This is a genomic window from Microbacterium sp. MDV22-iso44 (assembly GCF_058629135.1).
In genome coordinates this window covers 119,116-133,790 of the sequence record NZ_JBZVWS010000005.1, presented here as the reverse complement: position 1 = coordinate 133,790, position 14,675 = coordinate 119,116, and the positions used below count along the sequence as shown (strand labels likewise).

13 protein-coding genes are annotated in these 14,675 nt (G+C 71.0%); 10 read left to right on the top strand and 3 right to left on the bottom strand.

Going from position 1 to position 14,675, the window contains the following annotated elements:
• Window position 1: 1 nt before the first annotated feature.
• The gene (locus AC4NN1_RS14250; protein WP_491955694.1) at window positions 2-310 is read right to left on the bottom strand and encodes a GNAT family N-acetyltransferase; all 309 of its coding nucleotides are present in this window, start codon (window positions 308-310) and stop codon (window positions 2-4) included.
• A gap of 196 nt (window positions 311-506) precedes the next feature.
• Here AC4NN1_RS14250 and AC4NN1_RS14245 point away from each other — a divergent pair, with 196 nt between their 5' ends.
• The 8 genes from AC4NN1_RS14245 (at window position 507) to AC4NN1_RS14210 (ending at window position 10,815) form a co-directional block, all read left to right on the top strand.
• Window positions 507-2,768 carry a carbon starvation CstA family protein gene (locus AC4NN1_RS14245; protein WP_018187957.1) on the top strand — a complete coding sequence of 754 codons (2,262 nt, stop codon included), beginning with the start codon at window positions 507-509 and terminating at the stop codon, window positions 2,766-2,768.
• A gap of 1 nt (window position 2,769) precedes the next feature.
• Window positions 2,770-3,006, top strand: coding sequence for a YbdD/YjiX family protein (locus AC4NN1_RS14240; RefSeq protein WP_196800634.1), 237 nt, complete (start codon window positions 2,770-2,772; stop codon window positions 3,004-3,006).
• A 23-nt stretch (window positions 3,007-3,029) separates the two neighbouring features.
• The gene (locus AC4NN1_RS14235) at window positions 3,030-4,217 is read left to right on the top strand and encodes a sensor histidine kinase (protein ID WP_018187959.1); all 1,188 of its coding nucleotides are present in this window, start codon (window positions 3,030-3,032) and stop codon (window positions 4,215-4,217) included.
• Window positions 4,214-4,933 carry a LytR/AlgR family response regulator transcription factor gene (locus AC4NN1_RS14230; RefSeq protein ID WP_020097710.1) on the top strand — a complete coding sequence of 240 codons (720 nt, stop codon included), beginning with the start codon at window positions 4,214-4,216 and terminating at the stop codon, window positions 4,931-4,933. Before AC4NN1_RS14235 ends, AC4NN1_RS14230 begins: the two co-directional genes overlap by 4 nt.
• Window positions 4,930-5,295: a hypothetical protein gene (locus AC4NN1_RS14225; RefSeq protein WP_018187961.1), complete on the top strand. Its 366-nt coding sequence runs from the start codon at window positions 4,930-4,932 to the stop codon at window positions 5,293-5,295. Before AC4NN1_RS14230 ends, AC4NN1_RS14225 begins: the two co-directional genes overlap by 4 nt.
• The gene (locus tag AC4NN1_RS14220) at window positions 5,292-6,749 is read left to right on the top strand and encodes a sodium/solute symporter (RefSeq protein ID WP_491955693.1); all 1,458 of its coding nucleotides are present in this window, start codon (window positions 5,292-5,294) and stop codon (window positions 6,747-6,749) included. The genes AC4NN1_RS14225 and AC4NN1_RS14220 overlap by 4 nt, the downstream gene beginning before the upstream one ends.
• Window positions 6,750-7,033: 284 nt before the next feature.
• Window positions 7,034-8,194 (top strand): glycoside hydrolase family 3 N-terminal domain-containing protein, encoded by a 1,161-nt coding sequence (locus AC4NN1_RS14215; protein WP_491955692.1) that lies wholly within the window; start codon window positions 7,034-7,036, stop codon window positions 8,192-8,194.
• Window positions 8,195-8,316: 122 nt separating this feature from the next.
• Entirely contained in the window at window positions 8,317-10,815 is a 2,499-nt protein-coding gene (locus tag AC4NN1_RS14210) for a DEAD/DEAH box helicase (protein ID WP_491955691.1), read from the top strand.
• Here the strand turns inward: AC4NN1_RS14210 and AC4NN1_RS14205 are convergent.
• Complete coding sequence (locus AC4NN1_RS14205) at window positions 10,812-11,354, bottom strand: pyridoxine/pyridoxamine 5'-phosphate oxidase (RefSeq protein ID WP_491955690.1); 543 nt, start codon at window positions 11,352-11,354, stop codon at window positions 10,812-10,814. The genes AC4NN1_RS14210 and AC4NN1_RS14205 overlap by 4 nt on opposite strands.
• A 53-nt stretch (window positions 11,355-11,407) precedes the next feature.
• On the opposite strand from AC4NN1_RS14205, the gene AC4NN1_RS14200 reads away from it, so the two are divergent.
• Both AC4NN1_RS14200 and recQ read left to right on the top strand, forming a co-directional pair.
• A complete protein-coding gene (locus tag AC4NN1_RS14200; protein ID WP_491955689.1) occupies window positions 11,408-11,944 on the top strand; it encodes a DUF1697 domain-containing protein in 537 nt (178 codons plus the stop codon).
• 188 nt (window positions 11,945-12,132) lie between these two features.
• Window positions 12,133-14,193 carry a DNA helicase RecQ gene (recQ, locus tag AC4NN1_RS14195; protein ID WP_491955688.1) on the top strand — a complete coding sequence of 687 codons (2,061 nt, stop codon included), beginning with the start codon at window positions 12,133-12,135 and terminating at the stop codon, window positions 14,191-14,193.
• 21 nt (window positions 14,194-14,214) lie between these two features.
• Here the strand turns inward: recQ and AC4NN1_RS14190 are convergent, their stop codons facing one another.
• A complete protein-coding gene (locus tag AC4NN1_RS14190) occupies window positions 14,215-14,658 on the bottom strand; it encodes a MarR family winged helix-turn-helix transcriptional regulator (RefSeq protein ID WP_491955687.1) in 444 nt (147 codons plus the stop codon).
• Window positions 14,659-14,675 lie beyond the last annotated feature (17 nt).

Here is a 14,675-nt window from a genome sequence, read left to right as displayed (position 1 = left end):
CTCACTCCGCGTCGGGGGAGACGACCGTGAGGCCGGGGACGTCGTGCTCCGAGAGGTAGCCCGCGACGAACGGGCACTCGGGGACAACCGTCGCGTGCCGGTCGGCGAGGTCCGACAGGGCGTCGGCGACGAGGGTCGAGCCGAGACCCTGACCCTTGTAGGCCGGGTCGATCTTGGTGTGGGGCATCACGGTGCGGCCCGCGTCGTCGGTCGTGAAGAGCGTGTAACCCGCCACCGCCCCGTCGACGTGGATCTCGTAGCGGTTCTTCTCATCGTTGCGCGTGACCGTCGGTGCGGCGTCGTGTGCCACAGGGACCCCCTCTGTCGTGTGGGATCAACCGTAAGCGGCGTGACTGCCTTCCCGCCAGGACTGGACAGCGCGAGGTCCGACCGCTCGTCGCGCCGACCGTGCCGCTCGTCGCAGCGCCCATCGACCGCGCCCGGGGGAGCGGCATCCGTCTTCCTACCCTGACGTGTACGCAAAGACGCGCCCGAAGGAGTCGCCCATGTCTGCACCGTCGCGCCGTGGCAAGGCCGCCACGCTCGAACCCGATCCCTCCCTTCCCCCCGTCGCCCTCACCGAGGAGCAGAAGACCAAGGACGGCCGCTGGACGCCGCTGAAGATCGTCGTCTGGGCGCTCATCGCCCTCGCCGGTGGTCTCGGCTGGACGATGCTCGCGATCGTCCGCGGTGAGACCGTCAACGCGATCTGGTTCGTGTTCGCCGCCGTCGCGACGTACCTGATCGGCTACCGCTTCTATTCGAAGGTCATCGAGAAGCATCTGCTGCGCCCCGACGACCGTCGGGCCACCCCGGCAGAGGTGAAGCAGGATGGCAAGGACTACGTCCCCACCGACCGTCGCGTCCTCTACGGCCACCACTTCGCCGCTATCGCCGGTGCCGGCCCGCTCGTCGGTCCCGTGCTCGCGGCGCAGATGGGCTTCCTCCCCGGCACCATCTGGATCATCGTCGGCGTCGTGCTCGCCGGCGCCGTGCAGGACTACACCGTCCTGTTCTTCTCGATGCGCCGCGGTGGCCGGACGATCGGTCAGATGGCCCGCCAGGAGCTCGGCCGCATCGGCGGCACCGCCGCGATCGTCGCGTCGCTGCTGATCATGCTGATCATCGTCGCGATCCTCGCGCTCGTCGTCGTCAACGCGCTCGGCGAAAGCCCGTGGGGCGTCTTCTCGGTGTCGATGACGATCCCGATCGCCCTGTTCATGGGCCTCTATCTGCGGTACCTCCGCCCCGGCAAGGTCACCGAGGTCTCGATCATCGGCTTCGTCCTGCTGATCGCGGCGATCGTCGCCGGCGGCTGGGTCGCCGAGACCGCGTGGGGTCAGGAGTTCCTGCACCTCGACCGCAGTGTCATCGCCTGGGGCATCATCATCTACGGCTTCATCGCCGCGGTCCTCCCCGTCTGGCTGCTTCTCGCCCCGCGCGACTACCTGTCGACGTTCATGAAGATCGGTGTCATCGTGATGCTGGCCGGGGCGATCGTCCTCGTCCGTCCCGAGATCACCGTCCCCGCCGTCACCGACTTCGCGATCGCAGGAACCGGGCCGGTGTTCGCGGGTCCCCTGTTCCCGTTCCTGTTCGTGACCATCGCGTGCGGTGCGCTCTCGGGCTTCCACGCGCTCATCGCGTCGGGCACGACCCCCAAGCTCGTCGAGAAGGAACGCCAGACGCGCTTCATCGGCTACGGCGGCATGATCATGGAGTCCTTCGTCGCGATCATGGCCCTCGTCGCCGCGATCTCGATCGACCAGGGCATCTACTACGCGATGAACGCCTCGGCCGCCTCGACGATGGGCACCGTGGAGGGCGCGGTCGCGTTCGTGAACTCGCTCGGCATCACCGGGGTGAACCTCACCCCCGACATGCTGACGAGCACCGCGGCGGCGGTCGGCGAGGAGTCGATCGTCTCGCGTACCGGTGGCGCGCCGACCCTGGCGCTCGGTCTCGCGCACATCATGCAGCAGGCCCTCGGCGGCCAGGCGATGATGGCGTTCTGGTACCACTTCGCGATCATGTTCGAGGCGCTGTTCATCCTCACGGCGGTGGATGCCGGGACCCGCGTCGCGCGCTTCATGCTGCAGGACTCGATCGGCCACTGGGTCCCCAAGTTCCGCGACGTCTCGTGGCGTCCGGGCGTCTGGATCACGACGGCGATCATGGTCGCCGGCTGGGGAGCGATCCTCATCCTCGGCGTCACCGACCCCCTCGGCGGCATCAACACGTTCTTCCCGCTCTTCGGCATCGCCAACCAGCTGCTCGCCGCGATCGCGCTCGCCGTGGTCCTCGCGATCATCGCGAAGCGCGGCCCGTCGTACGTCCGGTGGCTGTGGATCGTCGCCCTGCCGCTCGCGTTCGCGGCGGTCGTGACGATCACCGCGTCGGCGTACAAGATCTTCTCGCCGAACCCGGCGATCGGATACTGGTCGAACCACTTCCGCTACCGCGACGCGCTCGCTCAGGGCGACACGACGCTCGGCGAGCCGGCGGTCATGGAGGCCGTCATCCGCAACACCTTCGTGCAGGGCACCCTGTCGATCGTGTTCGTGACCCTCGCGATCATCGTGATCATCGCCGCCGTGTGCGTCACGATCGCCGCGATCCGCCGCGGCGGCGGCGAGAACCATGAGGACGAGGCGGTGCCCTCGCGCCGCTTCGCTCCCGCCGGGTTCATCGGCACGGCTGCCGAGCGCGAGCTCGAGAAGCAGTGGGAGCCGATCCTCGCCGACGAGCGCACCGCGAACAGGCACTGACATGAGTACACGGACGGATGCCGCGGTCTCGCCGATGCGGGCGATGCTCGACCTCGTGCTGCGGGCGGGTCGCGGCATCCGCTGGTACGTGACGACCCTCATGGGCGACACGGCGTACGCGACGTACGTCGCGCACCACCGCCGGGTGCACCCGGATGAGGAGCCCATGACCGAGCGGCAGTTCTGGCGTCAGAAGATGGACGACCAGGACCGCAACCCGGGCGCCCGCTGCTGCTGACGCCCGCGATCTAGGCTCGTCGCATGACCGATGCCGTCGTCCTCGCCGCTCTGCTCGGCGTGGTCGGCGGCATCGTGCTGTCCGCCCTGCTGCTCCTCGCCCGCCGCTACGCCCGGGGGGCGGGAGGGCTCGGCAGCGAGGCCGAGGAGGCCACGTACCGGGCCCTCCACCAGGCGAGCCTCGCGGCGCCCTACCTGCGCGGCGGGCTCGCGACCCCCGACGTCGCGCGCGCCGCGCGGCACCTGCGGGCCGTGCTCGGCAGCCCCGCCGTCATGCTCGTGGTCGGCGACGTCGTCGTCGCCCGCGACGGACAGACCGAGGGACTGGATGCCGCGGCCCACCGCATCGCGGCGCAGGTCGCCGAGACCGGCAAGCGCCGCGTCTTCCCCCGCGCCGAGGGCGGGGACGGGCTCGAAGCCGTCGGCGCGCCGATCCGTGTGGACGGCGCCGTCGCGGGCGTGCTGGTCGCCTTCGCCGCCCCCGTGCGGGCCGCGCTCGTCCGCGCGGCGGGGGAGGTCGCCGAGTGGTGCGCCGCGCAGGCGACGCTCGGGGAGTTGGATGCCTCGCGCGCTGCACTCGCCGAAGCCGACCTGCGTGCGCTCCGGCAGCAGATCTCGCCGCACTTCATCTACAACGCGCTCACCGCGATCGCCTCGTTCATCACGACCGATCCGCCGCGCGCACGCGAGCTGGTGCTGGAGTTCGCCGACTTCACGCGGTATTCGTTCCGGCGCCAGGGGGAGTTCACGACGCTGGCGGAAGAGCTCCGCAGCATCCACTCCTACCTCGAACTCGAGCGGGCGCGCTTCGGCGACCGCCTCACCGTGACGCTGCGGATCTCGCCCGAGACGCTGTCCACCGTCATCCCGTTCCTGTCGGTGCAGCCGCTCGTCGAGAACGCCGTCCGACACGGGCTCGAGCCGGGGGAGGGCGGGGGGACGATCCTCATCGCCTCGGAGGATGCCGCGACCCACACCGAGATCACGGTCGAGGACGACGGCGCGGGCATGGACCCGGACGAGCTGCACGCGCTCCTGACGCGTGCCGGCGATGCGGCGAACGTGGGCCTGCGGAACGTCGACACCCGGCTCCGGCAGCTCTACGGAGCCGAGGGCGGACTCGTCGTCGAGACGAACACGGGCGCCGGTACCCTCGTGCGCATGCGGATCCCGAAATCGCAGCCGCACCACCTGACGCGAGGCGAGGAGTGAGCGTCGTGATCGACGTCCTGGTCGCCGACGACGAGAAGCCCGCGCTCGACGAGCTCGCCTTCCTGCTGCGCGGCGACGACCGCATCGGAGAGGTGCTCACGGCGTCGTCGGGAGCCGAGGCGCTGCGCCTGCTCACCGAGAGGCCGGTCGCGGCGGCTTTCCTCGACATCCACATGCCCGGGCTCTCGGGTCTCGACCTCGCGACCGCGCTGAGCGCGCTGGCGTCCCCGCCGGCTGTCGTCTTCGTGACCGCGGACGACGCGCACGCCGTCGACGCGTTCGAGCTGCGAGCGCTCGACTACCTGCTGAAGCCCGTGCGCCTCGAACGGCTGCGCCGCGCCGTCGACCGCATCGCGCAGAACGACCGTCCCACCGAGTCCGACGAGGTGCTGCCCGTCACCGTCGGCTCCGCCGTGCGGTTCGTGCACCGCCGCGACGTCCGCTGGGTGCGCGCCGAGGGCGACTACACCCGCCTGCACACCGACGGCGACTCCGGGCACCTCGTCCGCATCCCGATCTCGGAACTCGAGTCCCGGTGGGCGGATGCCGGTTTCGTCCGGATCCATCGCTCGTTCCTCGTGCGCGCGGCATCCGTCACCGAGGTCCGACTCGCGGGAGCGGAACCGACCGTCTGGGTCGGCGAGACCGCGCTGCCGGTGAGCCGGCGCCTGCTCCCGGCCGTCCGTGACGCCCTCGTCGGCCGGAGCGGGTCGTGAGCGCTCAGCGTGTGCGCGTCACCGCCGGGGCGGGGCGTCCGGGGGCACCGACCCGCGGCATCGCACTGCCGGGCACGCCCGTCGACGACGCCGAGGCCGCGTACGCGAGAGCGCTCCGCCGCTCGCAGCTGCGGCTGGCCGTGGGGACCGTCCTCGGGTTCGTGACCGTCGCCGCCGTCCTGCTCGCGGTGCTGGCGCTCGTTCCCGAACTCGACGAGATCGCGCTGCTCGGCGTTCCGCTGTCGTGGTTGCTGCACGCGTTCGGGTTCTACCCCGTGATCGCCGGGTTCGCGATCCTCTACGTCCGCGGCGCCAACCGCAACGAGCGGCGCTGGCGGGCGCTCCGGGACGAGGAGGCGTGAACGCGCTGCTCGACCTCGTCGCGGTCGCGGCCGTCGTCGGCGCGACCGTCCTCATCGGCGCGTACGGCCTGCGGATCTCGCGGACCACGAGCGACTTCTTCGTGGCATCCCGCACCGTCAGGCCCGTCTGGAACGCCTCCGCGATCAGCGGGGAGTACCTCTCGGCCGGGACCTTCCTCGGCCTGTCGGGACTCGTCCTGCTGAGCGGGGCCGAGGGGTTCTGGTTCCCCATCGGGTACGCCGCCGGCTACCTGCTGGTGCTGCTGTTCGTCGCGGCGCCGCTGCGTCGGAGCGGTGCATACACGATCCCCGACTTCATCGAGGCGCGGCTCGAGTCCCGGGCGGCCCGGAGGGTGACGAGCGCCGCGTGCCTGCTCATCGGCTGGCTGTACATCGTGCCGCAGCTCCACGGCGCCGGCATCACGCTGCAGGTCGTGGCCGACGTCCCGCCGTGGGTCGGTGCCGTCCTCGTCGCGGTCCTGGTCGCTGCGGCCGCCGCAGCCGGCGGCATGCGGGCGATCACCTACGTGCAGGCGTTCCAGTACTGGCTCAAGCTCACGGCGCTGCTCGTGCCCGCCGTGCTCATCGTGTTCGCGGTCAGCGGGGGTGCGCGCGAGATCGACCCGCTCGTGGTCTTCCCCGCCGAGGCCGGACCCTCGGGGCTCGACGCCTACGCTGCGGGATCGCTGCTGCTCGCACTGCTCCTCGGCACGATGGGCCTTCCTCACGTGCTCGTGCGGTTCTACACGAGCCCCACGGGCGGCTCGGCACGGCGGACCACGGTGCTCGTCATCGTGATGGTCAGCGCCTTCTATGCCGTGTCGAGCGTGATCGGGCTGCTCGCGCGCGTCGTCGCGCCCGACCTCGCACAGCCGGGCGTCGCCGACACGGTCGCGCTCGTCCTTCCCGCGCGCGTGTTCCCCGGTCTCGCGGGGGAGCTCCTCACCGCGCTCGTCGTCGCGGGCGCGTTCGCCGCGTTCCTCGCGACCTCGGCGGGCCTCACGGTGTCGCTCGCCGGCGTCGTCAGCCAGGACGTGTTCTCGGGATCGGTCCGCTCCTTCCGGCTGTCGGCCGTCCTCGTCGCCCTCGTGCCACTCGCCATCGCCCTGCTGACCCAGCCGGCAGGACTCGTGGCCTCGGTCGGCGTCGTCTTCGTGTTCGCGGCATCCGCTCTGTCACCCGTCCTGCTGCTGTCGATCTGGTGGTCGCGGCTGACGGCGCGCGGCGCGGTGGCGGGCATGATGACCGGTGCGGTCGCGTGCGGCCTCGCGTTCGTCGTGCACGCGGCGGTCGGCGGAGTCGGCGTCGCCGCTCCGCTGCTTGCGCAGCCCGCCGCGTGGACCATCCCGCTGGCCACCGTCGTCACCGTCGTCGTCTCGCTCACCGACCGCGCCGGCGCACCCGTGCGAGCCGCCGCCTACCTCGCGAGACTGCACACCCCGGGGCGCGGCTGAGGCGCGCGTGTAGGCGAGAGCGCGTGTCGGGCGATCCGATGCGCCTCGCCACGCGTTCGGTAGCCCCGCTGCCACGCGTTCGGTAGTCCGCGCTGCCACGCGTTCGGTATTCAGTCTCGAGGCCGACCGGTGACGGGTGGATGCCCGGGAATGCGGTGCGGCGCCTCCTTACGAATATCCGTCGAGACTGAATACGGAACCCCGAGCCCGGCGCACAACGGCCGGTGCAGGCGCAGAATGTCTGTGTGCGTCGGTCGTGGAGATGGTCCGTACTCGCCACGGTGATGGCCGCGTCGGTCCTTGCAGGGTGTGCCGCCTCTCCCACGGGGTCCTCGTCGCCGTCCGTCGCACCCTCCCCCGGGACGTCGCCATCGGCGCCCTCTCCCGCCACGTCGCCCTCGGCGGTCCCATCGCCGTCCCGGACGCCGGACCCGATCGACGCGCTCTCGCTCGAGCAGCGCGTCGGCCAGCTCTTCATGGTCGGGACCCCCGCGACCACGGCGTCGCCGACGACCCTGGCCGCCGTCCGCGACCGGCACGCCGGCGGCATCTTCCTGAGCGGGCGATCGCACGCGGGCGTCTCCAGCACGTCGGAGCTGGTCGCACGGTTCACGGCACTCGACCATCCCGAGGGGGCTCCGCTCTGGGTCGCGACCGACCAGGAGGGCGGCGAGGTCCAGGTGCTGCGCGGGCCGGGGTTCGATGCGATGCCCTACGGCATCCGCCAGGCCGACCTGCCGTCCGATCAGCTGCAGGCGAAGGCCGAGGCATGGGGGCGCGAGCTCGCCGACGCGGGAGTCACCCTCGATCTCGCCCCCGTCGCCGACATCGTCACGAGCGAGGCGACCCGTTTCGACAACCCGCCGATCGGCGGGTACGGCCGCCAGTACGGCTACGACGCATCGACCGTCGCCGACAAGGCGGGTGCCTTCGCCGAGGGGATGCGGGATGCCGGCATCCTCCCCACGTTCAAGCACTTCCCGGGCCTCGGCCACGTGTCCGCGAACACCGACACCACGGCCGACGTCGTCGACAGGGCGGTGACGCCGGACGGTCCGGACGTCGACCTCTACCGGCCGCTCACTGCGGCGGGTCCGTCGGCGGTGATGGTCTCGTCGGCGATCTACGACCGGATCGACGGATCCACCCCGGCGGTGTTCTCGCCGAAGGTCGTGGGACTCCTGCGGAGCGAGGTCGGCTTCGACGGTGTGGTGTTCTCGGACGACCTCTCGGGCGCGGTGGCTGTGTCGGCCTGGTCGCCCGCCGACCGCGCCGTGAGGGCGATCTCGGCCGGCGTCGACGTGGTGCTCGTCTCGGCGAAGCCGTCGGTGTTCCCCGCGATGTACGACGCGGTGCTCGCGAAGGCGAAGGCGGACCCGCAGTTCGCCGCTCAGGTCGACGCCGCCGCCGCTCGCGTGCTCGCGGCGAAGGCCGACATGCCCTGACGCACTCGGCCCTGTGCCGAGTGCAGGGCGAGACGCCCCTGCGGAGCCGTTCGAGGGCGTGCGGGGTCGATCGGACCTGCACTGGGCACGCCGTCCCGCCGTCGGTGGGGCAGACTCGAGGGATGACCTCGACGCTCCGGGACCGCATTCCGGCGGGGTCGACCCCCGACGCCGTCTACGAGGGCTTCCTCGAGTGGACGATCGAGCGCGGCATCGACCTGTACCCCGCGCAGGACGAGGCGGTGCTCGAGCTCGCGTCCGGATCGCACGTGATCCTCGCGACGCCGACCGGCACGGGCAAGTCCCTCGTCGCGGTCGCGGCACACGCGGCATCCCTCGCCCGTGGCGGCCGCACGTACTACACGGCTCCCATCAAAGCCCTCGTCAGCGAGAAGTTCTTCGCTCTCGTCGATATCTTCGGACCGGATGCCGTGGGCATGGTCACGGGCGATTCGTCGGTGAACCCCGATGCGCCGATCATCTGCTGCACCGCCGAGATCCTGGCGAACGTCGCCTTGCGGCTGGGTCCCGACGCGGAGATCGACCAGGTCGTGATGGACGAGTTCCACTACTACGGCGACCCCGACCGCGGATGGGCGTGGCAGGTGCCGCTGCTGCTCCTCCCGGAGGCGCAGTTCCTGCTGATGTCGGCTACCCTCGGCGACGTCACGGCCATCAAGACCGACCTCGAACGCCGCACCGGGCGAGCGGTCGCGCACATCGCGGGCGTCGAGCGCCCGGTGCCGCTCGACTACTCCTACGCCCGGCGGCCCGTGCACGAGGTGGTGGAGGGGCTGCTCGAGAACCGCGAGACGCCGGTCTACATCGTCCACTTCTCGCAGGCCGCGGCGCTCGAGCGGGCGCAGGCGCTGTCGAGCGTGAAGCTCACGACCCGCGAGCAGCGCGACGAGATCGCCGACGCCATCGGCGGGTTCCGGTTCACGACCGGATTCGGCAAGACGCTGTCGCGGCTGGTGCGCGCCGGCATCGGCGTCCATCACGCCGGGATGCTGCCGCGGTACCGGCGGCTCGTCGAGACGCTCGCGCAGCGCGGGCTCCTCCGCGTGATCTGCGGCACCGACACCCTCGGCGTCGGCATCAACGTGCCCATCCGCACCGTGCTGATCACGGCGCTGTCGAAGTACGACGGGACGAAGATGCGGCAGCTGTCGGCGCGTGAGTTCCACCAGATCGCCGGCCGCGCGGGGCGGGCGGGGTACGACACGCACGGCAGCGTCGTCGTGTTGGCCCCGGAGTGGGAGATCGAGAACGCCGTCGCCCTCGCGAAGGCCGGCGACGATGCCGCCAAGCGCAAGAAGATCGTCCGCAAGAAGGCGCCGACGGGGGTCGTGAACTGGGGCGAGGGCTCGTTCGAGCGGCTGGTCGCGGCGGAGCCCGAGCCGCTGTCGCCGCAGCTGAAGCTGACCTCGGCGATGCTCATCAACGTCATCGGACGCGGCGGTGACGTGTTCGCGAACGTCCGCTCCCTCGTCTTCGACAACCACGAACCGCGCGCCCGGCAGTACGAGCTGGCCCGCCGGGCGATCGCGCTGTTCCGCACCCTCACGGCGGCGGACATCGTCGTGGCGGACGCCGACGGCATCCGTCTCACCGTCGACCTGCAGCCGAACTTCGCGCTCAACCAGCCGCTGTCGCCGTTCGCGCTCGCCGCCATCGATCTGCTGTCCCCGGACGACAGCGAGACGGGGACGGGTCACTATGCGCTCGACGTGGTGAGCGTGATCGAGTCGACGCTCGACGATCCGCGCGCGATCCTGTCGCAGCAGGAGTACAAGGCGCGCGGCGAGGCGGTCGGCGCGATGAAGCGCGACGGCATCGAGTATGACGAGCGCATGGAGCTGCTCGAGTCGGTGACGTGGCCGAAGCCGCTCGCGGAGCTGCTGGCGCAGGCGTACGAGACGTTCGCGTCGAGCCAGCCGTGGGTGCGGGACTTCGAGCTGTCGCCGAAGTCGGTCGTCCGCGACATGTTCGAGCGGGCGATGTCGTTCGGCGAGTTCGTGTCGTTCTACCAACTGGGGCGGAGCGAGGGCCTGGTGCTGCGGTACCTGTCCGACGCGTACCGGGCGATCCGGCAGACGGTGCCCGCCGAGGCGCGCACCGACGAGTTGCTCGATCTCATCGAGTGGCTCGGTGAGTTGGTGCGTCAGGTCGACTCGAGTCTCGTCGACGAGTGGAACGCGCTCATCAACCCGGCCGCCGACCCCGAGGCGCCGGTCGTTCCGCCCGCGCCGCCGTCGATCATCGCGAACCGGCGCGCGTTCGTCGTGCTGGTGCGCAACGAGATGTTCCGGCGGGTGCAGCTCGCCGCGCTGCAGAACGACGACGCGCTGGTCGAGTTGGATCCGGATGCCGGTTGGCCGGAGGTCCTCGATCGGTACTTCGACGACCACGACGAGATCCTGACGGGAGGGGCCGCGCGCAGCCCGTCGCTGTGCGTGTTCGACGAGTCGGATGCCGCGAACGGCATATGGCGCGTCGAGCAGATCATCGACGACCCGGCGGGCGACCACGACTGGCGGATCCGCGCGGAGGTGGACCTCGAGGCATCCGTCGAGGAGGGCGCTGCGGTCGTGCGGGTGACCGAGGTCGTGAGGCTCTAGGCCTCGCGGGTCCAGTCATCGCCGTCGCGGGTGAAGACGATGCGGATGTGGCGGCGGTCGGGCGAGCCCTGCCAGAACTCGATGCGCTCGGGGACGAGACGCCAGAGCGCCCATTCGCCGGGTTCGAGGAGTGCGCCGGCGGGGCTGCCGGCGATGTCGGCCGCGCTTTCGGCTGGTGCGGCCTCGTGCACGGTTCCGCGCACGCGCACCGCGCGCATGACCGGTTGCCACCAGAAGTTCAGTGCGGCGGCGGGGTTGTCGGCGAGCTGGCGCCCCTTCGCGGAGGAGCGCGGGCCGGCGAACTCCCACCCGTCGGCGCTGACGCCCTTGAGGATGAGGGTCCGTGCGTCCGGGCGGCCGGCGGCATCCGCCGTCGCGAGGGTCGCGGCACGCACTTCGGGGATGCCGGTGTCGGCGGCGGCGCGGATCCAGCGGTCGAAGAGGTCGTGAGGGTCGGCCGGGAGGTCGGAGAGATCGAGGGGCGGCGGTGTTCCGATGAGGGACGGTTGGTCGCGAAGCCAGCGCGTGAGCTCGTTCATGTCTTCATCCTGCTCCCTCGCGGGGTGTCGGCCGGTCCGGGCAGACTGGGCGGGTGACGACGTATCTGGCCTTCTTGCGGGCGATCAACCTCGGTGCGAAGCGGGTGTTCCCGAAGGAGGACATCCGCCGTGTCGTCGAGGCGGCGGGGTTCGAGGGTGTCGAGACGCACATCAACACGGGGAACGTGCGCTTCGATTCGCGGATGCGGTCGCGCGAACGGATCGAGCAGACGCTGGAGCAGGCGCTCGCCGTCGACCGGGGATTCGAGGTGCCGACGATCGTTTACTCCGCTGCGGAGTTCCGCGAGGTCGCTCGGGAGACGCGTGAGCTGGCCGAGGCGAATCCGGGGCTCGCCCGCCACTACGTGTATCTGCTGAAGGACGAGCCTGCGGCGTCGCAGACCGCCGACATCGAGGCGCGGGCCGATGAGCGCGGCCGGATGGTGGTGCGGGGGCGCGCGGCGCATGCGCTGCTGCAGCCCGGGTATCAGGACGGGGCGGTCGACCCGCTGGGCGCGGCGAAGCTGCTGGGCGTGGCGACGAACCGGAACGCGAACGTGATCGGCACGCTGGCCGAGAAATGGTGCTGACGGCGCCCGCCCCCGGCCCTTAGGCGGCGAGACTGCACGCGCGCATCGAGACTGCGCTCGCACGCCGCATTCTCGTCGCGGGAGTGCAGTCTCGCGAGGAGAACCGCCCCTCCTCCCCATCCTCGCAAGAGCGCCGGGGCTCTCCACATCCGCAGACCGTGTCGGATGCCGCGGCTAGGGTTGACCGGGTGAGTGACGGCGGATGGCAGAACGACCCCTACGCCGATCTCGTGTGGGATCCCGACGACGTTCCGCCGCCGGACGACTTCGACTCGCCGCCGCCGCCCGACCCGCGGTACGACGACTACGCCGCGTCCGTCGCCCGCGCCACGCGCGCCGAACCCACCCGCGCCCAGCCAACCCGCCCCGCGGCCCCGCAGCAGCGCACCTCCGCACCCCCGGCATCCGTCCTGCGTCTCGAACGGCGCGACCACGTCGGCGACGACCCGGTCAAGGTGCTCACCGAGGTCTTCGGCTACACGGCGTTCCGCGGCGATCAGGGTGACATCGTCTCGCACGTCATCGCGGGCGGCGACGCGGTCGTCCTCATGCCCACCGGTGGCGGCAAGTCGATCACGTACCAGGTGCCTGCGCTCGTCCGTCCCGGCACGGGCCTCGTCGTCAGCCCCCTCATCGCGCTCATGCACGACCAGGTCGACGCGCTCATCGCCAACGGCGTCCGCGCCGCCTTCCTGAACTCCACGCAGAGCCCGGCCGAGCGCGCCGGTGTCGAGCAGGCGCTCCTCGACGGTGAACTCGACCTCATCTACGTCGCCCCCGAGCGGCTGTCCGTCCCCGCGACGACCGCGCTCCTGCAGCGCGCCCAGCTCAGTGTCATCGCGATCGACGAGGCGCACTGCGTGTCGCAGTGGGGTCACGACTTCCGCCCCGACTACCTCGCGCTCGGCGACCTCGCCGAACGGTTCCCCGGCGTTCCGCGCATGGCACTCACCGCGACCGCGACGCGCGCCACGCACACCGAGCTCACCGAGCGTCTGCACCTGCCCGATGCGCGCCACTTCGTTGCGAGCTTCGACCGGCCGAACATCCAGTACCGCATCGAGCCCAAGGTCGACATGCGTCGCCAGCTCGTGCAGTTCGTCCGCTCCCAGCCCGAGGGCTCCGCCGGCATCGTGTACGCGCTGAGCCGCAAGTCCGTCGAGCAGACGGCGGAGTATCTGCGGACGCAGGGTCTCGACGCCCTGGCCTATCACGCCGGGTTGGATGCCTCGATCCGCGCCCGGCACCAGTCACGCTTCCTGCGCGAAGACGGCGTCGTCATGGTCGCCACGATCGCCTTCGGCATGGGCATCGACAAGCCCGACGTCCGCTTCGTCGCCCACATCGACCTGCCGAAGTCCGTCGAGGGCTACTACCAGGAGACCGGTCGCGCCGGCCGCGACGGCGAGCCCGCGGTCGCCTGGATGGCCTACGGCCTCGGCGACGTTGTGCAGCAGCGCCGTCTCATCGACCAGTCGCCCGGTGACCGCACCTACAAGATGCGCATGGGGCAGCACCTCGACGCGATGCTCGGCCTCTGCGAGACGGTCTCGTGCCGACGCCAGAACCTCTTGAACTACTTCGGACAGTCGTCGGATGCCTGTGGCAACTGCGACACCTGCCTCACCAAACCCGACACCTGGGACGGCCTCATCGCCGCTCAGAAGCTCCTCTCGACGATCGTGCGACTTCAGCGGGAGCGGAATCAGGCGTTCGGCGCCGGGCACCTCATCGACATCGTCCGCGGCGCCTCGACCGAGCGCATCCGCCAGCAGGGGCACGACAAGCTCTCGACCTATGGGATCGGGAGCGACCTGTCCGAACAGGACTGGCGCTCGGTCGTGAGGCAGCTCCTGGCCCGCGGCATCCTGGTCGCACAGGGTGAGTACGGTGTCCTGACGGTCGGCGAGGCCGGCGCGGCGGTGCTCCGCGGCGCGGAGCCGGTGCCGCTGCGCCGCGACGTCCTCGGCCGCACCGGCGGCGGATCGACTCGCGCGAAGAAGCAGTCGGCCGCCGACGCGCTGCCCGAGGGTGACCGCGACCTCTTCGAGGCGCTCCGCGCGTGGCGTGCCGAGCAGGCGAAAGAGCAGGGCGTTCCCGCGTACATCGTCTTCGGCGATGCGACCCTGCGCGCCCTCGCCGAGCACCGTCCGACGTCGGTCGCCGACCTCGACGGCATCACCGGCATCGGTGCGAAGAAGCGCGAGGCGTACGGCGAGGCCGTCGTCGCCGTCGTCGCCAAAGCCTGAGCGAGTCTGAGCCGAGCCGGATCAGCCCTCCCGAAGCGCCCGCGTCATGCGGGTGAGCACGTCGAACGCCTGAGCTCGCTCCTGCGCAGACAACTCGGCAAGCATCCGATCCTCCACGGCTTTGACCGCGGTGCTCGCCTGCTCCCGACGCCGCAGCCCGGCGCCGGTCAGCGTGACCGGCAGCACACGACCCTCCACGGCCGTCGCCGGCCTCGTCACGAGACCCTCGCGCTCCAGCGTCTGCAGGAGGACGTTCATGCTCTGCCGTGTCACAAAGGCGCCCCGAGCGAGATCCGAGTTCGACGACCCGGGACGCTGCGCGAGGATCTCGAGGCACGAGTACGCGGTCACGGTCAGCTCGAGCGGGCGGAGGGCGTCCTCCATTGCGACCCGCAGCGCGGTCGCCGCTTCCTTCAGGAGATAGCCGAGCGACGTCGGCAGATCGATCTCGTCGGACTGGACCATGTCAGTATTCTGACATA

What these genes read in the sequence shown, in the direction of transcription:
- AC4NN1_RS14245 (WP_018187957.1), top strand. Translation starts at nt 507, where the DNA reads ATGTCTGCACCGTCGCGCCGTGGCAAGGCCGCCACGCTCGAACCCGAT.
- AC4NN1_RS14240 (WP_196800634.1), top strand. Translation starts at nt 2,770, where the DNA reads ATGAGTACACGGACGGATGCCGCGGTCTCGCCGATGCGGGCGATGCTC.
- AC4NN1_RS14235 (WP_018187959.1), top strand. Translation starts at nt 3,030, where the DNA reads ATGACCGATGCCGTCGTCCTCGCCGCTCTGCTCGGCGTGGTCGGCGGC.
- AC4NN1_RS14215 (WP_491955692.1), top strand. Translation starts at nt 7,034, where the DNA reads ATGGCCGCGTCGGTCCTTGCAGGGTGTGCCGCCTCTCCCACGGGGTCC.
- AC4NN1_RS14210 (WP_491955691.1), top strand. Translation starts at nt 8,317, where the DNA reads ATGACCTCGACGCTCCGGGACCGCATTCCGGCGGGGTCGACCCCCGAC.
- AC4NN1_RS14205 (WP_491955690.1), bottom strand. Translation starts at nt 11,354, where the DNA reads ATGAACGAGCTCACGCGCTGGCTTCGCGACCAACCGTCCCTCATCGGA.
- AC4NN1_RS14190 (WP_491955687.1), bottom strand. Translation starts at nt 14,658, where the DNA reads ATGGTCCAGTCCGACGAGATCGATCTGCCGACGTCGCTCGGCTATCTC.